This window comes from Microcoleus sp. B13-B6 (genome assembly GCF_036705405.1).
Classification (GTDB): Bacteria; Cyanobacteriota; Cyanobacteriia; order Cyanobacteriales; family Microcoleaceae; genus Microcoleus.
In genome coordinates, this window is the sequence record NZ_JAUBUJ010000004.1 from 1 (window position 1) to 23102 (window position 23102).

13 protein-coding genes are annotated in these 23102 nt (G+C 44.6%); 11 read left to right on the forward strand and 2 right to left on the reverse strand.

What is annotated here, in order from left to right; genetic code table 11:
* Positions 1-349: 349 nt before the first annotated feature.
* Both QUB35_RS02650 and QUB35_RS02655 read right to left on the reverse strand, forming a co-directional pair.
* Positions 350-529, reverse strand: coding sequence for a hypothetical protein (locus QUB35_RS02650; protein ID WP_333139117.1), 180 nt, complete (start codon positions 527-529; stop codon positions 350-352).
* Between the two features lie 925 nt (positions 530-1454).
* Positions 1455-1622, reverse strand: coding sequence for a hypothetical protein (locus QUB35_RS02655; RefSeq protein WP_333139118.1), 168 nt, complete (start codon positions 1620-1622; stop codon positions 1455-1457).
* Positions 1623-2317: 695 nt separating this feature from the next.
* On the opposite strand from QUB35_RS02655, the gene QUB35_RS02660 reads away from it, so the two are divergent.
* The 11 genes from QUB35_RS02660 (at position 2318) to QUB35_RS02710 (ending at position 22751) form a co-directional block, all read left to right on the forward strand.
* Entirely contained in the window at positions 2318-2614 is a 297-nt protein-coding gene (locus QUB35_RS02660; RefSeq protein ID WP_333139120.1) for a hypothetical protein, read from the forward strand.
* A gap of 31 nt (positions 2615-2645) precedes the next feature.
* Complete coding sequence (locus QUB35_RS02665; RefSeq protein WP_333139122.1) at positions 2646-3848, forward strand: hypothetical protein; 1203 nt, start codon at positions 2646-2648, stop codon at positions 3846-3848.
* A 43-nt stretch (positions 3849-3891) separates the two neighbouring features.
* A complete protein-coding gene (locus QUB35_RS02670; protein WP_333139124.1) occupies positions 3892-5040 on the forward strand; it encodes an ATP-binding protein in 1149 nt (382 codons plus the stop codon).
* A 74-nt stretch (positions 5041-5114) separates the two neighbouring features.
* Positions 5115-6182, forward strand: coding sequence for a sigma-70 family RNA polymerase sigma factor (locus tag QUB35_RS02675; protein WP_333139125.1), 1068 nt, complete (start codon positions 5115-5117; stop codon positions 6180-6182).
* A 375-nt stretch (positions 6183-6557) separates the two neighbouring features.
* Positions 6558-7058, forward strand: a complete 501-nt coding sequence (gene panD / locus QUB35_RS02680) for an aspartate 1-decarboxylase (protein WP_333139127.1) — start codon at positions 6558-6560, stop codon at positions 7056-7058.
* A 108-nt stretch (positions 7059-7166) separates the two neighbouring features.
* Entirely contained in the window at positions 7167-9743 is a 2577-nt protein-coding gene (locus QUB35_RS02685; protein WP_333139129.1) for an ATP-grasp domain-containing protein, read from the forward strand.
* A gap of 394 nt (positions 9744-10137) precedes the next feature.
* Positions 10138-11085, forward strand: a complete 948-nt coding sequence (locus tag QUB35_RS02690; protein WP_333139131.1) for a hypothetical protein — start codon at positions 10138-10140, stop codon at positions 11083-11085.
* Positions 11086-12116: 1031 nt separating this feature from the next.
* Positions 12117-15902, forward strand: a complete 3786-nt coding sequence (locus QUB35_RS02695) for an amino acid adenylation domain-containing protein (RefSeq protein ID WP_333139133.1) — start codon at positions 12117-12119, stop codon at positions 15900-15902.
* A gap of 120 nt (positions 15903-16022) precedes the next feature.
* Entirely contained in the window at positions 16023-17501 is a 1479-nt protein-coding gene (locus QUB35_RS02700) for an SET domain-containing protein-lysine N-methyltransferase (protein WP_333102512.1), read from the forward strand.
* Positions 17502-17743: 242 nt separating this feature from the next.
* Positions 17744-20014 (forward strand): NHLP family bacteriocin export ABC transporter peptidase/permease/ATPase subunit, encoded by a 2271-nt coding sequence (locus QUB35_RS02705; protein WP_333139136.1) that lies wholly within the window; start codon positions 17744-17746, stop codon positions 20012-20014.
* Positions 20004-22751: an NHLP bacteriocin export ABC transporter permease/ATPase subunit gene (locus QUB35_RS02710; protein ID WP_333139138.1), complete on the forward strand. Its 2748-nt coding sequence runs from the start codon at positions 20004-20006 to the stop codon at positions 22749-22751. The genes QUB35_RS02705 and QUB35_RS02710 overlap by 11 nt, the downstream gene beginning before the upstream one ends.
* The last annotated feature ends 351 nt before the right edge of the window (positions 22752-23102 follow it).

The window sequence follows — 23102 nt, forward strand, 5'->3', positions numbered from 1 at the left end:
ACTCGAGCGAATAAGCTTTCATTTTTTCTGCTGATGTACTGAATGTAGTGTACCACATTTACATGGAATTTGCTGTATATGAATAGGCTGAGGGAGCTGTAACAGTCTCCAGCTTTAAAGGGGGAAAGTGTTGTTTCCCCGCCTATCCATTTATAGAAATAGTAACTTCTTATTCCCTATCGATTTACCGGGGAATCAATCAGAAACGATCGGGCTGCCGAAGAAGCCGATCGCTCCTGGTGTCTCCGTGGTCAGCAAGGGAAAATCCAAGAGCGGCAGACCTAGGAAAACTTTCGGCAATATGCGTTTTTATGCGTTTTTGTGAGCTCGCCTCTCACCTTTTAGCTGCTTAAACTCTTCCAATTGCGTCTTGCCGACGATCGCCAAAACATCGGTGGATGCAAGAAAGACCCACGTCGGTTGCCATCGCAAAATCCTTCTTAATAGCTGAAGCTACGGCGCGAGATGAGTAGCTGATCGCCTGTTTGATTCTATGAGCTCCGTCATGGGCGATCGAGCTGTCGCTCAAGCCGATCGCTCGCTACCCAGGTGTGACGGCAGGAATTGATGCCAGTGCTGGTACGAAGTTGTCACAACAGCAGGAGCAATGTGAGCAATCGGCACAGTCGAATATCGGGTAAAAATTAAGCCTCTTGACGCCTAGAATGCCCCATTCATAAGGGTGCATTATTTTTGTTTCTGCACGTAAAAGTCAGGTTTGTGATCACAAAACCATTGCTTGCTACCGATTGAGAACAGCCATAACCAGTCCCAACAGGCAAATGTACGCTCGACACAAAAAAGCAGTAATTTGGCATAAAATTGCAGGCATTTGCAGGATATTTACAGAGGCATTTGCAGGTAAAGTGCAGCCCCTGCAAATGCCTGTAATCTCACTGATTTTATACTGCTTTCCGCCTGACTTTATACTGCAAACGCCTGACTTTAGGGCGCACAAAAATTAGCTATTTTTTAGCCTTTTTAACAACAAGTGAATTGATTTAATAGTCAAGTTACAGTATCTAAATTGAATAAAAAATCAAGTTTACGAAGTCTGAGAAAATTGGCAGGTAGCTAAAATTTATGAAGCGATTTTGTAGCATAGCAGCCGTTATGCAAGCAATAAAGTTGAGGCTGGCCTGTCTGGTTTTTGCGCTCCGTTGAGGCTGAAAACGAGTGTAAGGCTGACTTCGATAATAAGGCAAAATGTTGTTGTCTGGCTAACCTGACAATCAATCGACTAAAATGTTGTTGTCTCGCAGAGCTTGACAGTCGGGTAAAAATTTACCCCCTGACCACGAGAGTCCTGGGTTTTTTAGGGAGTGACGGCGATAGCCGGATGCACTGCAAGGTTTGCTAGATTGAGAATCCACAATTCTTGTGCGGGAAAGCCAAATTTAGCTGCACCAAGGTTGGGAATGCTGCCTGACGAACTCTACTGATAAACCCAGGGCTTATCCCACTTGCTCTGCATTCAATCCCATTCCCAACAGCCGAGGAATTGCATCAAAAAGTGCTTGTTGGGTTCTAGAGGCTCGTTCTGCACCTGTCAGCAGCAAATTGCCCTCGGTGTCCCACCACCGCAGCCATAGCATTGTCTGGTTTTGATAGCTGTCCTGCACCAGTCCTACACAGTTCCCTAAAGTTGTAGGAACCTGAGCTCGATAGATTATGCAAGATCCGACTTTTCCGACTTTACGATCCGACTTTTCCGACTTACAAAGGCGGGGGAGAGGAAGTATTATAGAGATCAGATGCCGTTTCACAACCTGTGGAAGCAATTAATAGACTTTCATAGCTTTTGAACGATACAGTTATAATCAGGGTTTCACGCTACACAAGGGACTTCTACTTAATTACTACCATATTGTTCAGAGCGTGTACGATCGCACGTCGAGCGTGAAATTACGGCTATTTTTTTAGCTCGTAATTTACAGAATAGTGCGTACATCATTGTTAGATCAGTAAATCCCCTATGGACGGAGGGATATAAGGATGTACCAATTATCTCAAGAACTATTTGCTCTAGAGGTGAATGTAAATTGGGGCATTTCTTCTCAACCTTTTTCTACGTTACTCAGGCCCAAACCAGGAAATGTTGAATTTTTACCTTCTATGACGTTTTCTTTACACAAATTTTATTGATTTCCCTTGACAAGCATCTATCCAAAGACTTATGTTAAATATGTCTAGAGATAGATGACAAATAAAACAAGCTGAGGATTAAGGCTAGCAAAAAGATTAAATTGAATCTACAGGGGGTAATGGCTCGATAAATCAGAATATTACTGCTGCCAAGGCATTCAACAGCGGACGCATGCGTGCAATAGCCGCGTCCGGCAACAAATTTCGTACTGAGCCAACTTTTTCAAAGGTGCTGAAAGATATGGGAGAACAGTGGGTGCAGTTAGCTGTCTTCCAAGTGAAAGTGAGTCTAATTCTGGATGAAGCTACATCAGCACTAGACCTCGCGACGGAAGCGGAAATCATGACAACTTTAGAGCGCATTGCCAAGAAATGCACGGTGATTGTCATTACCCACCGCATGGCTCATGCTTTGCGTGCAAAGGTCATGTTTGTGATGGATAAAGAGTGCCTCGTTGTTAGTGGTTAACCTACAGATTTAATTCAACTAGGAGGAATCTATGTCACAGTTGGGCAGCCAATTCATGAAGAAAATATCAATGTTTCAGAAATTGCCTGTATCTAGCAATAAGCTATTTGTCTGGGTGTTTATTCCCTACCGCGTCACGGAACAAGGGATGATTAGCGAATTCTACGACCATTCTGCTTATCGTCAGGAACTGGCAGATGTCTTTGCAGAGCTTGGTATAGCGTGGAAGTGGCAACCGCTCACCTTGGAGAATATGCACGCAATTGTTGAGGATGTGGCGGCTTCTAGTAAAGAGTACATTCCATTAGTCTTAAATTATTGCGATGGATTTGAAGAGCTTGATGGCTACCCTGGCTTTTCTCTGGTGAAACTCTTGGAAAAAAAAGGCATTATTTTTACAGGAGCAGATGCTAACTTTTGCCATCTGTGTGACAACAAAATTTTAATGAAGCGTGATTTGGTCGATGCAGGTGTGGCTACTGCTCCCTATGAAGTCATTACTAACATCAACCACATGGAAGGAGTGTGTAAGCGACTTGGCACTCCTCTGATTGCGAAACCTGCAACCTCTTATGGGAGTCATGGAATTTCCTTAAGTTCAGTAGTTTTCAGCGATGAGCAGGTGAGAGTACAAGTTCAACGCTTGCTCTCTGGACAGCACGGGATGCAATTCCCACCGGACAGCATCTTTGTGGAACGGTTTATCAATGGTTCTGAGTTTACAGTTTTCATTGTTGGTTCGGCTCAGAAACCAGAACACCTTAAAGTCTATCCACCTATGGAACGAGTGTTTCACTCCAGCTTGCCAGAAACCGAACAATTTTTGGCTTACGACAGAGAAAAAGATGAACAAGAAAGTTCCCTCTCACTTCAAGAACCACTCTGTCACTACCAACTGGTTGCTCCCGAATTGCAAGAAAGACTTTGCGAGTTAAGCAAGCGTGCCTACTGTGCTGTTGGTGGCAATGGATATGGACGAGTTGATGTGCGAATGGATAAAGTTTCCCAAGAACTGTTTGTTCTTGAGGTGAATCCTAACTGTGCTTTATCTTCTATTCCTATTTCTGAAGAATATGACTCTAGAGAAGCTGAAAATGAAAAACCTTACGAGACCTCTGTTGGAACTATCCTGCATTTTTCTGGCATCCCGTTTGCCCAAGTGATGTCAGAAATCATCGCGGAGGCTTTTGCTAGGCATTCTGCCAAGTCGTTCTTGGTAAGCAAAGCAGCCTGAAAGTTTACTGATATTACTGTCAACCCAAAAAACTACAAAAACAATGATAACTTCGCTAAAATTTCCTGTGCCTAGCAATCAGCTATTTGTCTGGGTATTTATTCCTTACCGTATTACAGAACAAGGATTGGTTAGTGAAGAATACGATACTCCTTCAGCTCGTCAGGAACTGGCAGACGTATTTGCAGAACTCGGCATCAAATGGAAGTGGCAGTCAATCACCTTTGAAAATATGCACGAAGTTGTTGAGGAGGTAGCTTCTTCCAAAAAGGAGTACGTTCCAGTGGTACTGAACTATTGTGCTGGGGATGAAGACCCCAACTTCCCTGGCACTTGCGTCATCAAACTACTGGAAGCAAAAGGCATCCTCTTTACGGGTGCAGATTCTACCTTTGATTATCTTGGCTCATCTAAACTCAGAATGAAGCGTGCCTTTGTCGAGGCGGATGTAGCTACGGCTCCCTACGAAGTCATTGCAGACCCTAGTCACGTTCAGGGAGTTTGCGAACGTCTTGGCACACCTCTATTAGTTAAACCAGCACTCGGCTATGGCAGTATCGGAATTTCACTAGAGTCGGTTGTTGAAAGCGATGAACAGGTGAGTAAACAGGTTCAGCGATTGCTGCAAGGGGTACACGAGATGCAGTTTCCACCGGACAGCATCTTTGTAGAACGATTTATCAGCGGTCGTGAATTTACAGTTTTCCTGCTAGGTGATTCCCAACAACCGGAAAGCCTCAAAATCTATCCGCCGATTGAATTGGTGTTTCATTCCAGCTTGCCTGAAACCGAACAATTTCGGTCTTACGATAACTTCTGGGGCGAACACCTTGAAGAATCTTCATCGTCATCCTCGGAACCGTTTTACCATTGCCAATCGGTAGCTTCGGATTTGAGCGAAAAACTCTGCGATCTCAGCAAGCGTGCGTATTGTGCGGTTGGTGGCAACGGATATGCGCGAGTAGATATCCGCATGGACAAAGATTCTCAAGAGCTTTTTGTTCTGGAAGTTAATCCTAACTGTGCCATTTCTTCTATGCCTCTGACTGACTTCTCCGACCTAAACCAAACCTCTCTTGGCACTATCTTGCATCTGGCTGGTATTCCGTTTGCACAACTGATGTCAGAAATCATCGCGGAGGCTTTTGAGCGGCATTCTACCAAGTCGCCTTTGGTGAGCAAATCAGCGTGAGCTTGTATGGATAAAACCTTCTAAAATTTAAGTCTTATCTGTCCTTAATAGGGTTCACTACCAGTTATTGATTTATGTCAGATTCTCAAACAGTTAGTGCATTATACTTGCAGGGTTGCTCTGAAGATTTAGGGAAAGGGTTTTGGCAGCAATGGCAGCAGTATCAAGATTATCTTCACCGTTGCTGCATCAAGTGGATGGGGGGCAATCTGACTGATGCTGAAGATGCCTTGAGTCGGGCGATGCTCAAGGCTTGGGGAAAGGTGCAAAAGTTTGCCGGGAAAATTAATAATTTTAAGGCCTGGCTGACGACGCTGACTCGCAATCTGTGCGTGGACATTTATCGTGAACGCAGTCGGGGGGCGAATCGAGTTGAGGATATAGAAGGTTACGCATCTTTTGAGGAGGACGGACTGCTACGGAGTGAGGATACGCCAGAAATTGCTTTGGAGACTGGCGAGAAAAGGATGGTGATTCGTCGTGCGATTGACAATTTACCTCCTCGCTTGCGCGAGACGTTTATACTGCACTTTTATCAAGAATTGTCTTATCCAGAGATTGCCCAACAGCAAGAGATTTCCTACCCGAATGTCTGCAAGCGCATCTCCCAGGCGCGGAAGATTCTGCGTGAGGAGTTGAGGGGATATTTTATCGAGGAGGAGGGGACGGATAGGGATAAATCTGTTCCACCAACTGCAACGGAGTCGGCAATTGGGGAAATGTCCCAGGGGAATGGGGGAGTTGAAGCGGATGCAGGGGAGACGGTGACGTTATCCGTTGCGGTGGAGGAAGTAGAAAGTGTTGGGGCTGAGGAAGCGATTAAGGAATTGCGTGATGTGCAGCACTCTGAGTCGGTGATGGTTGCGGCGACTAATGATGGGAAGTTAGAGGTAAGGAGAGATGGTTGTTGGTGTGTTGAGGTGGGGCTGTGTGAAAGGCAGCCTGTACCGATTTTGGCGTTGGCAAAATTTGATGAAGAAAGTGGAAGTTGGGGGAATTCCTGTCTGGCAGTGCTGAGGAGGCGGGAATTGCTAGAGATGAGGAAAGGATGTGGAAAATGTATGCTACCGTCCCGCTCTCCTCCTTTGAATCTTCTTCCCACTTTCAATCCCTTGTCAAGAATATGTCGGAGAGAAAGATGAGGGTTCGTTTGAGGCAAAATTCCTCAAATCTGCCTTATCTCAAAGGTGACTTTTGGCGATGCCTTACGGCAAAATTCGCGTGTTCGGTGCAGTATTTGGCAATCTGTTGGAAAACTGAAATTAAGTCGGTATTTACCGCAGTATCTTTCTACATGAAAAAACCTTTAGGTAGGACTAATCTGGATTCGGCACATACCCCCCCTGGTTTTTCGCATGGAAGAAGAAAATAGCAGAAGGGTATAAGTCACACACTAGTAAGCTGGACAATCCGACGGAGTTAGAAATATGGCGATTATTTACGAAGATGAAGCGCACCTAGAGTCTGGGCCAAGCCCATTATAAAAGCAGAAAAAGATGACTATCAAAAGGAGTAATATGGCTACAATCAGACTGATGCACGCTAAACTTCATCGAGTACGTGTGACCGATGCCAAGCGCGATTATGTAGGCAGTATCACCATTGACCAAGAGTTATTGGAGAAAGTCGGAATACTGCCCCTCGAAGAAGTGGAGATAGTCAACGTCAGCAACGGTAACCGTTGGTCAACCTATGCTCTGCCAGGAGAGGCAGGAACGGGTTGCATTTGTCCCAATGGTGGGGGCGCGCTTCTGTGCCAGCCTGGAGACATCCTGATAATATTCTCCTACGAATGGTGCGATCGCACTGATGTTTTACGCACAGGGCATACAGCGCGGGTTATTGTTGCAGATGAGCAAAATCGCTGTAAAGAATTTTTCCACCAAACCTTAACCCCTTGCGAGAACAAACTCCTATTCGACCCTTCGCAACCCCTTACAGTCAAGAGTGATACTGAAAGCGCCAACTTGGATTTGAAGAACTGCTTTGAGCATAGCATCGGCAGTCCGAAAGAATAGAATTAGCAACTCTGGAATAATCTAGGGAGTTTTAGCCAACTTTTTAACATCCCCAAGAGTTCCTCGATTTGATTAGCTAACAGTCATTTCATAAAAGTATAGTCAAATATGTTTGAGACACTCAACTCAGTTCTCCAAGCTTATAATCTGAAGCCGATTAAGGAAGCTGAGGCGGAACTAGAATCAGATGAAAGCAAACCCTGTATTGTTTTCTTTACTTTAGCGGACGAAAGGCTTACATTACTGTTAGCTGCAAGTAGAATTTTACCTGAAAGTGCTTTTATAGTAACTGAACAGACTTGGGTAAAAGTTATTCAAAAAGGGGATAAATCTGTATTATACATCCTTGAAGGGATTACCATGAATGAATTTGGTCAATGTTTTCATACCAAATTCAAAACTCCTCAGAGGATAACTTTTTTATGTAATTTTTGTACCGAAGCGGGTTTCAGTTTTTATGAACCAGTCCACCAAGAGAAGGCTCAAAAATTTCAGTTCTATGAAGGACTGGCGGACTGTCCGATGTCAAGTGGTATAGAACTGGAAGAATATACCAATGACAAACTGCATACCCGCTTACTTGCTGCTGCAAGAAATGTAAATGTACCCCAAACGATGGCTTTTGGCTTTTCTTTGGAGAAATATAGCCATCATCCCATCACTCCACAAGTTCAATTGATTTCCCTATCCAAAAATCTTTCTAGTGATGAAATCCGAAAATATTTGACGGCATTTCCTACTTCTAAATTTGTGATTAAGCCTTCTGGAACAAGGTGGATGGGAAGCCGACTATGCACTATTGAATCAAAAGATAATCTGAACAGGGCTGTTGAAAACTTTAAGAAATGTATGGATTCACTCCAAGACAATGATTGTCTGTTTGTGGAGGAATTTATCGATTCAAGCATTACTGAGAATAGTAACCTGGGTGCGAGACTGAGGGTGTTTGTAACCCGCCGCCCCAATAATGTGGTTGAAACATCTGGGATTATCTGCAATCTAGGTTATATTGACCAACCCATTAATGGAGATACTTCCGAGAGTTTTTCAATCGACTATCTGTGTAACTTGCTCCAGTTGACAAACGAGGATAAGAATCAGCTTGTTGAAAAAATTAACCGATTAGGTGAAGCGGTACTAGAGTCTATTATTGGCTACGAAACGCAATATTTAACCCATGTCACCCAACAAAAAAAACAAACGGATTTCATTGGTTTAGATATTTTTTTTAGGAATCACAATAATCAATTAGAACCGTTTCTAATTGAAGTCAACGATCACGATTGCATTACCACCTTGCAGATATACGAAGTGCAACATTCTCCCAACAGGACTGACATCCTTGATAAATGGGTGGAAACGATGTTGTACCGCTCCTATCAATATATGCTAAAAGGCAGGAATATATTGATGATTGGAGGTGGAGGCTACTCAAAGCTGAATGTTTTTGAATTTGCCAATCAAGTAGGTATCAATATTATTTTAATTGATAGGGATTCTCAACATTTCGCTGCCAGTTACAGCAGCCAGTTTTTCAATATTGACATTGACGACCATAGCAAAGATATTGAAAATGCCCTAGCAATTGTGGAAGTTGTCCGCAATCATTGCATCAGCGTGGACGGCGTAGTTACGTTTTGGGAAGATAATGTACCTTTGTCCTCTTTAGTCGCTAGCTTTTTAGGTAAACCAGCCAACGATTATCAAAGCGCAAGCATCGCTAAAAGCAAATTATTGACTCATAAAAAACTTCTAGCTGATGAGTCCAATAAACTAGCTTGTGAATGTAGAGAATTCTCCAACGCCGTAGATTTTTGGGCTTTAAATAATGTTGCAGATGTCCTTAATATTCCACAATTTTCCTATCCTTTAGTAATTAAGCTAGATACTGGAAGTACTTCCTTTGGTGTAGAGGTAATTCAAACAGAAGAAGAATTATTAGCTAGGTTTGAAGACTATAAAAGCTATATTCAAACCGCCACTCAAACAGGTATGGGCTTGAGTTTCAACTATAAGATAATTGCTACTCCTTACCTGCAAGGCTCTGAGCATCATGTTGATCTCATTATGTTTGATGGTGAATTAGTAGCTGGTTATGTAACTGATAAAAGCCCAACAATGCCTACTCTCTGTAAGGAAATGGCGGAAATTATGCCGAGTTTGCTGGACAGAGAAAAACAAGAAAATATGATTCATGCAGCCTGGAAATCTTGCCACAATATTGGCTTAAAATATGGTGTTTTTTGTGTTGACGTAATTTATACACCACTGGGAGTAAAAATTTTAGAAATTAATGCGAGAATGGGTGGTTTTTATATATCTAAATGGCAATTTAATTTACGGGATGTCAACCTAATCCTGTATTCGTATCTGATTGCTTGTAGGATTAAACCGTTTGTTAATCAAAACAGCTTACCCCGCCTGTACTACAACGGTTTTCTATGCTATGCCTCATTACATAAGCATATTCTAGATGTAGCAAAGCTTAAAGAGTTATCGTCAGATCCGGATTTCTTTGTAATCCTTCTAGACAAAGAAATCCCATCAGATGAAAAATATGAAGAACCTTATGCTTCTGTAGCTATTCGCTCTCAAAATATTGCCGATGGAAAGCAGAAAATGAAGAGGTTTTTAGAGGAGCATTCTCTCAAGAGGGAAGAATATAGGTTCATCTGTGAGGAGTAAATTATTAGCTCTACAACTAGGAGCTAGGAATCTATTTACTTGCAAGCGCCGAGAAGCAAGGAAAAAGGACAGGTTAGACGCAAATACTACGTTTTTTTGATTGGGCTATGTCCATACCTACGCCGCCCACAATTTATGGAACTCCAGTTTCGGCGGAAACAACTGAACTCAGCGGACGCGATGAAAGATACACAACTTTGGCAAAAATCTTCTAACTCAAAAAATTCAGAAAGAGACGGCGAGAATCGTCTAAATAGTAGAAGCCATAAATGATGCTAAAAAATCAAGCGTCCCGATCACAAATCAGAAGGATAAACGAGACCAAATGCAATCCGGTAAAATCCTCCTCAAAAACCCACAGCTTACAAGCTTGGTCAGAAAGTACGCAGGCAAAATGTCAACCACAAAGCCAGATTTTGCCGACCTTATCCTAAATCAATGGAAGATTCCCGACCTGGTACGTAAAAACGCGGAAATTTTGGGAAAAGCCACCATCAAGACGAAAGGAATAGCACAAATCGACTATCAATACAGGGACTATATCACGAGCGATAAAATCACCCCGTTCGTGCAGATTCTCAACCAGATGAGCCTGGGCAAGACACTGAGCAAAACAATAACAGCCGAGGCACAAGGTTCCGTGCACAGCCAGTTAAATATAACGGCTGTGAAAGATGCGAATTTCGCAGATGACGCGAATAAGTGGTCATCCGACAAGTTCCAAGAACTCACGTACAAAACTGTGAACTTGCTGGACTTAGATATGGAAGTAAAAAAAGAAAACACAGTGCAAGCGCAGCAGATCGATGCCCAAGGCAACATAGGAAACACATCCACCTGGAGTGAAAAAACATTGGTGCTCAACGGATGCGATCGCATAGGCACGACGGTCGTCAAAACTACTAAGTTGCCGATCGAAGTAAACGGAAAGAAGCAGACAGCCACAGTCCACGCATGGTGTGCAATGACGATGAACGGGCATCATATTTTCCACGGAGTAGTGGAAAAAGCGGTGCTGATAATGCCCGGAGAAGGAATTTTCTTCCTGTACTTCGGATACGGAGGGTCAGGAATAGAATTCATAGAGTGGGTTAACGAGAAACTCGGTGCTATGCTTTGGCAGTACACAGCAAAAGAGATATATTACACATGGAAAAAAGCCCAAACCCCTGTGGCGTGGTTATTGATAGGAGGAGATTTGACATCCGAAACGTGGATGGTGGACGGACCTGAACCACTCACAGAGGAACAAAGAGAGCTGCTCGATCATGCGATCTTGAAAACAGTATTGCAAAAAGGAGCGACGTTGCGACCATATTACACAGCCAAGAAATACGAATGAGCCAATGCACATAAACCGGACGGAAACCCAGAAAATGAAAAAAAATCGCATAACACTTGGTTCGTCGCCTTAATTGCTCGCCGCCGCGCCCGCCGCGTGGGAGCAAGCACCACCCAGTCATCCATGTATCGTACATAAAAGCAGCCCATCTCAGCCATCTTATCGTCAAGCGGCTTCAGGTACAAAGCACTCATGTTTAGGAGAAAGGGGACATCCCCTGTTGGATATCGGTATATTCCCCGCCATCGGAAACAAATCTCTGGAAGTACTCATTCGACTCCTAGAGAGTCAGACGAAAAAGATGGGTTGAACTCCTCCCAGCCGAAACTGTCCCGTTTCTAGGTATATTGCCTTCTGGTGCGATCGCGGCTGGTGGAGTTTGGAGATAGGGGGGTGCGATCGCCCCCTTTTCCGCTTATCGCACTCATCTCATATGGGGCATCAAGTTAGAAAAAAAGCCTCTAACTCGAAAAATTCAGAAAGTGACTTTAGGAATCGTCTTAAAGAAGTAGAAACTACGAGTGCCATCCCTCCTCTTTTTTACTTGAGGAAAGGCAATCGTTTTTTGGTTAAGCTTGACAACAAGGGAAGCGATCGCAAAAAGCGCAGTCCTAGAGGCGATAGCGCAAGCGCTGCTGCTCTTCAGATCGCTTCTTTTATGACATCCTGTGCGCTAGCGCAAGAAGCTGCCAATTTTTCAGCTTTGGAATCAGGGGTATGAGGCTGATACAACTTATGCTTTGACTGTATTGTTACCTCGGATGGTTCAATTTATTTTCTCTTCAAAAAAGGTATTCACGGAAGATTTACTTATTACAGGGGTATTTTGATTGACATCCCCCTTAAGACATAAGTTATCTTCGTAATGTATAAAAGTTTACGCAACGCTCCGACTTTCCTGACTGACGCGGGCGGAGTTGGGGAACCATAATGGAGACTCTTAATGCAGTCTTGAAACTTTAATGCGCTCTTCTTTCAACTTTAGACAAACAGTGTATTGCAGGGATTAACGGCGACTACCAAGAGAACAAATGGCAAATAATATTAATTCATCAACGCCTCAACTATTGTGTATTCCTCAGTTATTTGAGTTTCAAGTAGAACAAACGCCTGATAGCATCGCCGTGATTTTTGAGGGGGAAAGCCTCACTTATCGGGAATTAAATCATCGAGCCAACAAGGTAGCGCATTACCTAATTTCTTTAGGAGTGGAACCAGAAGCTCTGGTTGGGATTGGTGTGGAACGCTCTTTGGAAATGGCGATCGCACTGTTGGGTATTCTCAAAGCGGGTGCTGCCTACATCCCCCTAGATCCAACCTACCCGCAACAGCGACTGTCCTTGATGCTAGAGGATGCTCAACCACCAGTGCTGTTAACTCAAAAACGGTGGCTAGAAAAATTTCCCCCACACGAAGCAAAAGTGGTGTGTTTAGATGCTGATTGGGAGGAGATTGCCCAATACAGCGAGCAGAACCCTGACACCCGCACGACATCTGACAATCTAGCTTATGTCATTTACACTTCAGGCTCTACAGGGCAGCCAAAAGGAGTTCTGATTCCGCATCAAGCTTTAGCCAACCACAGTGTTTCCATTGCCAAGCACTATAATTTGCAGACAACAGATCGGGTTTTACAGTTTGCTTCGATTAGTTTCGATGTTGCAGCAGAAGAGTTATTCCCTACCTGGTTAAGCGGGGGTACTGTCGTTCTCCGTCCTGGTTCTGTAACTCCAACTGTTGCAGAGTTTCAAGCACTGATAGAGCGGGAAAAGCTGACTGTTCTCAACCTCCCTGCTTCTTACTGGCATGAATGGGTATCTGCTTTGTCTAGTTCACAGGCGCAATTACCTCCCACGCTGCGCCTAGTTGTAGTTGGCAATGAGAAAGTTTTACCAGAGCGATTGATGAGTTGGCAGAAAATAGCGGGTAATCGCGTCCGTTGGCTTAATGCCTATGGACTGACTGAAACCACTATCACATCCACGCTTTACGAACCAGATATCTGGAAAGAATTGCCGGATGTCAACTCTGTACCTATAGGTTGTCCCATTGCCAACACCCAGATTTACTTGTTGGATGAAAACAAAAAGCCCGTGCCTAAAGGGATGACGGGCGAATTATATATTGGTGGCCTTGGTTTAGCAAAAGGCTATCTCAATCGTCCCGAATTGACGGCGGCGCGGTTTATCCGCAATCCTTTTAGTGATGAAGCAAATTCTCGCCTCTACAAAACCGGGGACTTAGCCCGTATCGGGAGCGACGGTAATATCGAAATCCTGGGGCGCATTGATAACCAAGTGAAAGTACGCGGCTTCCGCATCCAAACGGAGGAAATCGAAGCAACTCTCAATCAGCATCCATTGGTGCAAGACAGTGTGGTAGTGGCTCACGAAGAAAAATCAGGCAAGCAACGCCTCGTCGCCTATGTCGTTCCCAAACCCAAAAACACTCAGGTAGAACTATGGCCCTGTCCGGGAGACTACCGAGTTTATGATGCCATCCTGTACTATGCCATGACCTATGACCATGTGAGAAATCATAGTTATGAGGTGGCACTTAAAAAAGTTGTTAAGGACAAAGTCGTTGTAGACATTGGCACGGGTAAGGATGTTGTTTGGGCGAAATTCTGTGCCGAACATGGCGCTAAGAAAGTTTACGCCATTGAGATGCAACTTGAAGCTTACGAACAGGCAACCAGTTATGTGAAATCTCTGGGGTTGTCAGACAAAATATCGGTAATTTATGGGGATGCCACCCAAGTGCAACTCCCGGAAAAAGTCGATCTGTGTGTTTCAGAACTGATTGGCGTAATCGGTAATTCAGAAGGGGCGGTTTCGATTCTCAATGATGCCAGAAGGTTTCTCAAGGAAGATGGAATGATGATTCCCCAGCGCTGCGTGACTAATATCGCTGCTGTTTATCTTCCTGAAACGTTTGCCAGTCAGCCTCACTTTTCGGAACTATCGGGTTATTACACTCAGCAGATTTTCAACCAGCTCGGAGGGAAAATTTCCTTAAGGGTATCTTTCCGAAATTTTCCTGAGTCAAACATCATCTCCACTGTAGATGTTTTTGAGGACTTGGATTTCAATCAAGTCTCTAATCCAGAATATGACCGACAGATAAGCCTTACCATCACTCAAAGTGGCAAAATTGATGGATTTTTGTTATGGCTTAATTTACACACAGTTGAGAATGAAGTCATTGACAGTCTAGCTTATGTCGGTAGCTGGCTACCTGTTTATTTTCCAGTGTTTTATCCGGGTATTGAAGTGGCGGCTGGAGACAAAATTGAAGCCGTTTGTAGCGCTCAGTTGAGTGAAGACCAGTTAAGTCCTGACTATCACATTCGAGGCTATTTGCTCAAACAGAGTGGAGAACGCCTTGAATTTGAATATGATTCTTTTCTCTACAAGACTCCCTCAAAGAGCAACTTATTTTACAATCGCCTATTCGCGCAAGAGGTAGTGTTAAACGAGCAACCGACTCCCGGAGAGCTATGCGATAAAAGCCTGAGCACCTACTTGAAAGAGCGCTTACCAGCTTATATGCTCCCGGGAGGGTTTACGTTCTTGGAGTCCCTGCCACTGAATTCTAATGGGAAAGTTGACCGCAAAGCACTACCCACTCCAAGGGACAGCAGACGCATTGAACCAACTGCATTTATAGCTCCCCGTGACACTTGGGAACTTCAGTTGGCTCATCTTTGGGAAAAGGTGCTGGGTATTCACCCCATTAGCGTGAAAGACGACTTCTTTAACTTGGGCGGTGACTCTCTATCGGCAGTACGCCTGATGCTGGAGATTGAGCAGCATTTTGGGCAGAAGTTATCGCTAGCGACGCTTTTTCCCAGTTCGACGATTGAGCATCTGGCAAGCATTCTGCGTCAGGCGACGGGTTCTCTCTTGAGTTCTCCTTTAGTACCGATTCAGCCAGATGGTACGAAGCCTCCCTTTTTCTGCGTTCATCCCATCGGGGGCAATGTGCTTTGTTACCTGGATTTAGCTCGTCATCTGGGTGAAGACCAGCCCTTTTACGGTTTGCAAGCGTCGGGGATTGATGGGCAAGGGGAGCCAAAGAGCCGGATTGAAGCTATGGCTAGTTATTATATCGAGGCAATCTGCGAGATTCAACCGCAAGGTCCGTATTTGCTGGGAGGCTGGTCATTTGGTGGAGTGGTAGCGTTTGAGATGGCTCAACAGTTGTATTCGTCAGGTGAGCAAGTGGCGTTGCTTGCTCTGATAGATAGTTCAGCACCCCAGCGTAACAGTCAACCGATGGAGGTTGATACTGCTGCCACACTAGCTTGGTTTGCTAAGGATTTGGGCAGTTATTTTGGGAAGGAGCTTGCTGTATCGGTTAGCGCTCTCCAATCGCTTGCGCCGGATGAGCAGTTGGGCTATGTGCTGGAGCGGGCGAGGGCTGCTAACGTTGTGCTTCCTGATGCTGGAGTGGTTGAAATTCGCCGTCTGCTAGAGGTTGTTTTGGCAAATCGTCAGGCTGAACGCACCTACACGCCAGTTGTTTATCCAAACCAGATTATGGTATTTCGTGCGGAGGAATCGTTTGGGTTAGAGAATTCAGACCCCACAACGGGTTGGAATCAGTTAACGGAAGGTGGAGTGAAGATTGATACAATTTCTGGCGATCACTACACCATTGTCAAGGAGCCTCATGTACGAGTTTTAGCGGAACGGCTAAGGAATTCTCTTGAGCAGGCACAGAGCGATCGCTCCTTAAGCCAGTTGCCCCATACTCGTCCTCGCGCAACAGGTTCAGGGATAGCTGCACTATCTTCTTGCAGTTCCTCTATCTAAAAGGCGATTGCCCGTCTTTGAGATGATAGCACTTAAAAATCCGAGAGGCGATCGCAATAACTCAAAACTAATCCAATCTTTTACGATACTTGTACTAAACTGACACTATAGGAAATCAACATGAAAATTTGCGTTCTACAACCTGACTATTCTCAATCAACAGTAGAAGCAGACTACAAAAACTGCGAACCGCCACGTAACCTTTCTCATCTACTACCAGAAGACCAGGTAGACCATGTATTTCTCAATAAAGCCACAACCTATCGTCAGCTTAAAGATTTAAAGAAGCAAGGTTACGATATTTTTGTCAACCTCTGTACGGGATGTTTGGACTGGGATGTTCCCTCTATTGATGTAATCGTTGCCTTGGAGCAGCTTAATTTGCCTTACACGGGTCCGACTTTCGACCTCTACGATCCAGGCAAGGAGTTAATGAAGTACGTTGCTTACATTGCAGGAGTACGCACACCAGCATTTGTGAAAGCTGAAACGTTAGCTGATGTTGAGAGGGCTTGTCAAAACTTGCAATTCCCCCTGTTTGTTAAACCAGCAGCCTCATCAGACAGTCTGGGAATTGACCATCAATCCTATGTAACAACAAAAGAGGCATTACAGAGCAAAGTGGCTGAACTCATAGCCAACTTTGGTCAAGTTCTAATCGATGAGTATATACCTGGGCGAGAGTTTACAGTCCTTGTGGCTGCTAACCCTGAAGAGCGCCGCTCTCCGATAACGTATAAATCTCTAGAGTTCGTCTTTCCGGAAGGAGAACAATTTAAAACCTACGATTTGAAGGTGCGACAACATCACCCAAAGCGTAATATTCCTTGTTCCGATTCAGAACTTGACCTCCGCTTGAGAGACGCTGCTAAGAATATTTTCTTAGCTTTTAACGGTGCTGGCTATGCTCGTCTAGATTTTCGAGTAAATGAGCAAAAAGAAATTTTATTTCTTGAAGTTAGCTTTAACCCTTCTATTTTTTTTGAAGGAGGCGCAGAAGCATCGGCTGACTACATTTTAAAGTATGACGAGGTAGGTGCATCAAGCTTTCTCAAACATATCATAACGGAAGGTATTACCAGATACCAACGCCGTCAGAAAAAATTTAAAGTATGTGGAAATGCTATTTCTGGCTATGGCATTTATGCGGTGACTGATTTGAAAGCTGGGGAAATTATCTTCCAGGGAGAGGAGTATCCAAAAAGGATTGTTACCCGTGATTATGTCCAATCCCACTGGAGTGCATCAGAGCAAGAAGAGTTTCGGCAGTATGCTGTTCCTTTGAGTGAAGAAGTCTTTATGTTTTGGGACGAAAACCCAGCCAACTGGATACCCCAAAACCACTCTTGCGAACCCAATATAGGCTACCGAGGACTCAATATATACGCGCTCAGGGATATTGCAGCAGGAGAAGAGTTAACCGTAGACTACGCAACAATCGAGAATGAAGATTTTCCAGAGTTTCAGTGTCAGTGCGGGTCGCCTAAGTGTCGGGGAATTATTCGCGGTACGCCTGGAAATTCTGTAACTCAGCGCCAAAAAAAGTTAAATAATTCACAACTAAAAATAGAGGTGGCTCATTCTCTATATCTGACCTGAATGACTTTACGAGAATAGGGGATAGTTGTCAAGAGAGAATTCACGTACACAGCCTATCCCTTTTTTCACAAGAAGTTAAGTAATTTCCAGGTTCTCCAGAGAAACAAAAGAGAAGATAGTTATTCCTATACACTGACTGAAAAGTTTTACCCGATTATCTCAAATTCAATGAATTTATTTGTTTTTCTGAAAGTAATTAATAAATATATTGCCTCTTATAGGAACCATTGAGGAGTAATGCAGTGTTAAAACAGTGGCTCAGTCAAATAATGGAACAGCAGCCCAAGAAACGTGTTAAAACGCCTACCGTATTGCAAATGGAAGAAGTAGAATGCGGGGCAGCAGCACTAGGCATCATGCTGGGCTATTACGGACTATTTGTCCCCCTAGCCAAACTGCGGCAGGAATGTGGCGTTTCTCGTGACGGCAGCCAACCTGCCAGCATCGTCAAAGCTGCTAGACAATACGGCCTGCGGGCAAAAGCATTTAAAAAACAAACTTCTCAGCTAGCTAAGATGCGATTACCCGCGATCGCATTCTGGAATTTCAGCCATTTGTTAGTAGTCGAAGGCTTTGAAAAAGACCGAGTTTACATCAACGACCCAGCAACCGGACCGCGCACGGTTTCCTTGCAGGAATTTGACGAGGCATATATTGGGTTTATCCTAGCAATGGAACCGGGGCCGGAGTTCAAGCGGGGGGGACAACGGTCTAGCGTATTGAGATCGCTACTACAACGCTTGCAAAGCTCGGTGGGAGCAGTTTCGCTCAGTGTCCTACTTGGCTTTTTGCTAGTATTTCCAGGACTGGTACTACCTGTTTTCAGTCAAGTATTTGTCGATCAAATTCTCGTTGAAGACCGCACCGACTGGCTGCGTCCATTGCTGCTGGGAATGCTCCTCACCGCCCTAATTCAGGCGTTTTTGTTCTCCCAGCAGCGACGCTATTTAAGACAGTTGCAAATTAAATTAGCTGCCAGTATGTCCAGTCAATTTTTCTGGCATATGTTGAAACTCCCTGTGGGATTTTATACCCAACGGTTCCCTGGTGAAATCGGGGGAAGAGTGAAGCTCAACGACAAAGTGGCCCAGGTCATTTCTGGCAGTATGGCAGAGACGATCATCAACATAGTGATGACAATTATCTACCTGTTGGTCATGTTTGCTTATAACCCACTGCTAACAGCGATCGCTCTGGTGTTGGCAGTTGTAAACATTGTGGCGCTATTAGGAGTCGGAGGTTGGCTAGAAGAAGCCTTCATGGAGGATGATAAAAACTTGGGCAAGGTGGAGGGGGTAGCTATCGCCGGAATTCAAAGCATGGAAACCTTAAAAGCCTCAGCGCTAGAATCGGACTTTTTTGCCCGATGGTCGGGTTATTTCGCCAAATCAGTTAATTCCTATACAAAAATAGCCGTACCCTATGAGATTCTGCAAGTCCTACCTATCTTACTTACAGCATTAACAACCACGCTAGTGCTGACAGTAGGTGGTTGGCAAGTTATGGAGGGAAAGATAAGCATCGGGATGTTGGTAGCATTCCAAGCGCTGCTAATAAGCTTTCAGACACCCATTAATCAGTTGATGGGGTTTGGTATTACTCTGCCAACTTTAGCAGGCAACCTGATGCGGTTAGATGACGTACTGGCAAATGATACAGATCCATCACTTGCAAAAAGCAGTATCGATACCAAAAGTCAGAATTCAAAACTTACAACTCAAAACAAAAAACCTAAAACTTCATCTCTTACCCTTGATGCCTCTACAATTCGTCTGCAAGGACATATTGAACTTCGTAACGTTACTTTTGGGTATGCAAAAGTCAATCGGCCCCTAATCGAAAACTTTAGCTGTACGATTCAACCGGGGCGGCGGGTGGCGTTGGTAGGGGGCAGTGGCTCTGGAAAATCGACGGTTGCTAAATTAGTCGCGGGACTTTATGAACCTTGGTCGGGCGAGATTTTATTTGATGGTAAGCTGAGAAATGCTATTCCCCGTTCGGTTATAATAACGTCGATGGCTACTGTTGAACAAGAAGTTTTCCTATTTTCAGGAAGCGTGCGCGATAACCTAACACTATGGGATACAACAGTTTCTGATTCCCAACTTCGTCGCGCCTGCATTGATGCCAAAATTCAAGACGTAATTCTAGCGATACCGGGTGGCTATAACGGCGAACTATTGGAAGGAGGCGCAAATTTAAGTGGCGGACAACGCCAACGGCTAGAAATTGCGCGATCGCTAATTTATAACCCTTCAATTTTGATTTTGGATGAAGCAACCAGTGCCCTTGATGGAGAAACCGAACAGTTTATCTACAATAACCTGCGGCAACGTGGCTGTAGTTGTTTGATTGTGGCACATCGCCTCAGTTCAATTAAAGACTGCGATGAAATCATCGTGTTAGATCGCGGTGTTGTAGTGGAGCGAGGAACGCACGAAGAATTAATTCAAATAGGTGGATTCTACGCTGAACTGGCTCAAGGTGAGGAAGAACAAGAAAATGAAGAATAAATATACCGCTTTAAATTCCCCAAAATTTGTTGGCCAAGGTGAGGTATTGCCACTGGATAATCCGCAACAAGTCTGGACAATTCAATCGGGTTCAGTGGCTGTGTTTGTTAGCCCGGTTAAAGATGGAACTTTACAAGAAAATCGGCGGTATTTATTCACAGCAGAAGCGGGTGAAGCCCTGTTTGGATTTGCAACGGATATTGATGATTTATCAAAATTCAAAAGTCCCAACACTTTATGTATTCTGGCAGTTCCCGTTACAGACTCGACCTTGCTACATTCCCAGCGTTCAGAATTAGATAACAATCCCGACCCCGATCCCACTTTGCCATCTGCCAGCAATCTTCTAACCGCTTGGTTTAGACAATTGAGTTCCGTCTTTGACCTCAGCGGAATTTTGCTACCCGCCCCTGAACTTTCGAGTCATACTCCCTGGCAAACTCAACTCACTGTTTTAGACAACTTCCATCAGCAGTTTTTTAGCTGCTTGCAAGAACTAGAACAGCAGTCTCAATTAGAGACTCTGGCGCAGTTTGAAGAACGGGAACGCCTGAACCAATCTGCAACTGTGGGTGCGTTGGCGAATTTTGTTTCTCTAATTGCGCCCAAACAAGCTATTGCTACTTTTATCGGAGATCCCCTCCTAGCAGCCGCAGGAGCCGTAGGACACGCGATGGGGATTGAGATTAAGCCGGCGGGTAAGTCGGAAAATATGCAGCGGGTAAAGGAGCCACTGGAGGCGATCGCCCGTGCTTCCCAAATGCGAATTCGACGGGTACTTCTGACAGAACGTTGGTGGCGAGGCGATTGTGGCCCAATGCTCGCTTATCTTCAAGCAGATAATACCCCAGTGGCGCTACTAATAAATAACAAGCGCAACTATGAAATTTACAACCCGGTAACTGGACAGCGACTTTTATTGAGCGATCGTACTGCTAAATTGCTGGCTGCCAATGCCTATATGTTTTATCCACCTTTTCCGGAAAAAAAGATAGATTTGCTAACGCTGTTTCAGTATTCTCTGCGCGGTACAGGACGGGAAATTTTTAGTATTGTGGTGTTGGGAATTGCTGCGGCTTTAGCGGGTATGGTGGTTCCCCAAGCAACAGGTATCTTAATTGATACTGCCATTCCCGATGCCGATCGCGGGTTGTTGCTTCAACTCACTTTGGCCTTAGTAGCTGCTAGTTTTGGTGTAGCAGTTTTTCGACTGGCTCAAGGAGTTAACTTGAGCCGGTTTGGAATCTATTCCGTGTTCAGCTTACAGAGTGCCATGTGGGATCGGCTGCTCAAACTGCGACTTACTTTCTTCCGCCAGTATTCCTCTGGAGAGATGCTGTCCCGCGTTAATGCAATTAATCAAATTCGCGACAAATTGGGCGCTGATAAGTTAGATATCCTGTTCAGGAGTTTATTTTCCCTGCTCAATTTAGGACTGCTGTTTGTCTACAGTCCACCACTGGCATCTATTGCGGCTGTAATAGTCTTTCTCACTGTTATTGTCACAAGTATTGCCGGTTATTTCAAACGCCAGAAAACTGCTCGTCTGGAAGAACTCGAAGGTGAAATTGGTGGACTTACTATTCAGCTAGTCGGCGGAATTTCCAAATTACGAACTACAGGCGCGGAAGGACGAGCCTTTGCTTATTGGGCGAAGTATTATCAACAGCAACTGAAATTAATGCAGGATAACCAATGGATTGAAGATGCGATCGCTACTTTTAATCTTTTGCAGTCTAACCTAACCCTTATCCTGATTTTTTGGATGACTGCTAGCTTGCTGAATCAGGCACAAACAGATAGGATTACTACCGGAACCTTTCTAGCATTCAATGCGGCGTTTGCTATCTTTATTACAGGAGTAACAACTCTCAGCAACACGCTGATCGATATGTTAGAAATTGGGGTGTTGTGGGAACACGCTAAACCGATCGCAGACGAATTGCCAGAGGTAGATTTAAATAAAGCCGATCCGGGGCGACTTTCGGGATATGTTAAGCTAGACCACGTTACCTTCCGCTATCGAGAAGATGGGCCATTAAATCTGGATGATGTGACCATCGAAGCCAAACCGGGTGAGTTTATTGCTTTTGTTGGTCCTTCTGGTAGCGGTAAATCTACCACTCTGCGGATGTTACTGGGTTTCGACGTTCCCGAACAGGGTACTGTCTACTACGACGGACAAGATTTATCGGGTTTAGATGTTGCTGCGGTGCGTCGTCAACTGGGTGTGGTGTTACAAAACGGGCGCATCAATAGCGAAAGCGTGTTTGAAAATATTAGCGGTGGTGCATTAATCGGTATGGAGGAAGCTTGGGATGCGGCGCGGATGGCAGGGTTTGCCGAAGATATTGAAAATATGCCGATGGGGATACACACGGTGATATCAGAGGGGGGTGCAAACTTATCTGGCGGACAGCGACAACGGTTACTGATTGCCCGTGCGTTGGTATTGAAACCGCGAATCATCTTTTTTGATGAAGCGACCAGTGCGTTAGATAATCGTACCCAAGCAATTGTGAGTGAGAGTTTGGATCGCCTGAAGGTGACGCGAATTGCGATCGCCCACCGTCTTAGTACCATTCGTAATGCCGATCGCATCTACGTGATTGAAGCCGGTCGTGTGGTTCAGCAAGGTACTTTTGAGGAGTTAGCTTCTCAGGAGGGTATGTTTGCCAAATTGATAGCGAAGCAGGGGAAAACCAAGAGATTCACTGCGGATAGCACGCAAGTTTAAGGAGAACCCCTGCCACTCCCCTACGTAATTTCTCGGAGGGCAAAGACTAACCAAGCGTGGCATACTTTTATAAGCCTCAAAAGTCATCTACCAAAAGAAAGATTTTATTTTATACTTAGAAGGGTGAGTTGGTTATAACTGACATCTTGCAGCAATATCAATAAGAGGATTTTTCGTGGGGTCGGGCGGGTCTATAGAACCTATTTGCAAGCTTTAAGGCTGTTGGCGAACCCGCCCCTACGGCTAATTGAGAATGGTGCAATATCTCAGTTATAAGGGTGAGTTGGGGCGAAACCTGGAAATTAAGAGACGCGATCGCCCACCGTCTTAGTACCATTCGTAATGCCGATC

Bases quoted from the DNA above. Each gene is read 5' to 3' on its own strand.
- QUB35_RS02660 (WP_333139120.1), top strand. From the start codon at position 2,318: ATGCGTGCAATAGCCGCGTCCGGCAACAAATTTCGTACTGAGCCAACT.
- QUB35_RS02665 (WP_333139122.1), top strand. From the start codon at position 2,646: ATGTCACAGTTGGGCAGCCAATTCATGAAGAAAATATCAATGTTTCAG.
- QUB35_RS02670 (WP_333139124.1), top strand. From the start codon at position 3,892: ATGATAACTTCGCTAAAATTTCCTGTGCCTAGCAATCAGCTATTTGTC.
- QUB35_RS02675 (WP_333139125.1), top strand. From the start codon at position 5,115: ATGTCAGATTCTCAAACAGTTAGTGCATTATACTTGCAGGGTTGCTCT.
- panD (WP_333139127.1), top strand. From the start codon at position 6,558: ATGGCTACAATCAGACTGATGCACGCTAAACTTCATCGAGTACGTGTG.
- QUB35_RS02685 (WP_333139129.1), top strand. From the start codon at position 7,167: ATGTTTGAGACACTCAACTCAGTTCTCCAAGCTTATAATCTGAAGCCG.
- QUB35_RS02690 (WP_333139131.1), top strand. From the start codon at position 10,138: ATGTCAACCACAAAGCCAGATTTTGCCGACCTTATCCTAAATCAATGG.
- QUB35_RS02695 (WP_333139133.1), top strand. From the start codon at position 12,117: ATGGCAAATAATATTAATTCATCAACGCCTCAACTATTGTGTATTCCT.
- QUB35_RS02700 (WP_333102512.1), top strand. From the start codon at position 16,023: ATGAAAATTTGCGTTCTACAACCTGACTATTCTCAATCAACAGTAGAA.
- QUB35_RS02710 (WP_333139138.1), top strand. From the start codon at position 20,004: ATGAAGAATAAATATACCGCTTTAAATTCCCCAAAATTTGTTGGCCAA.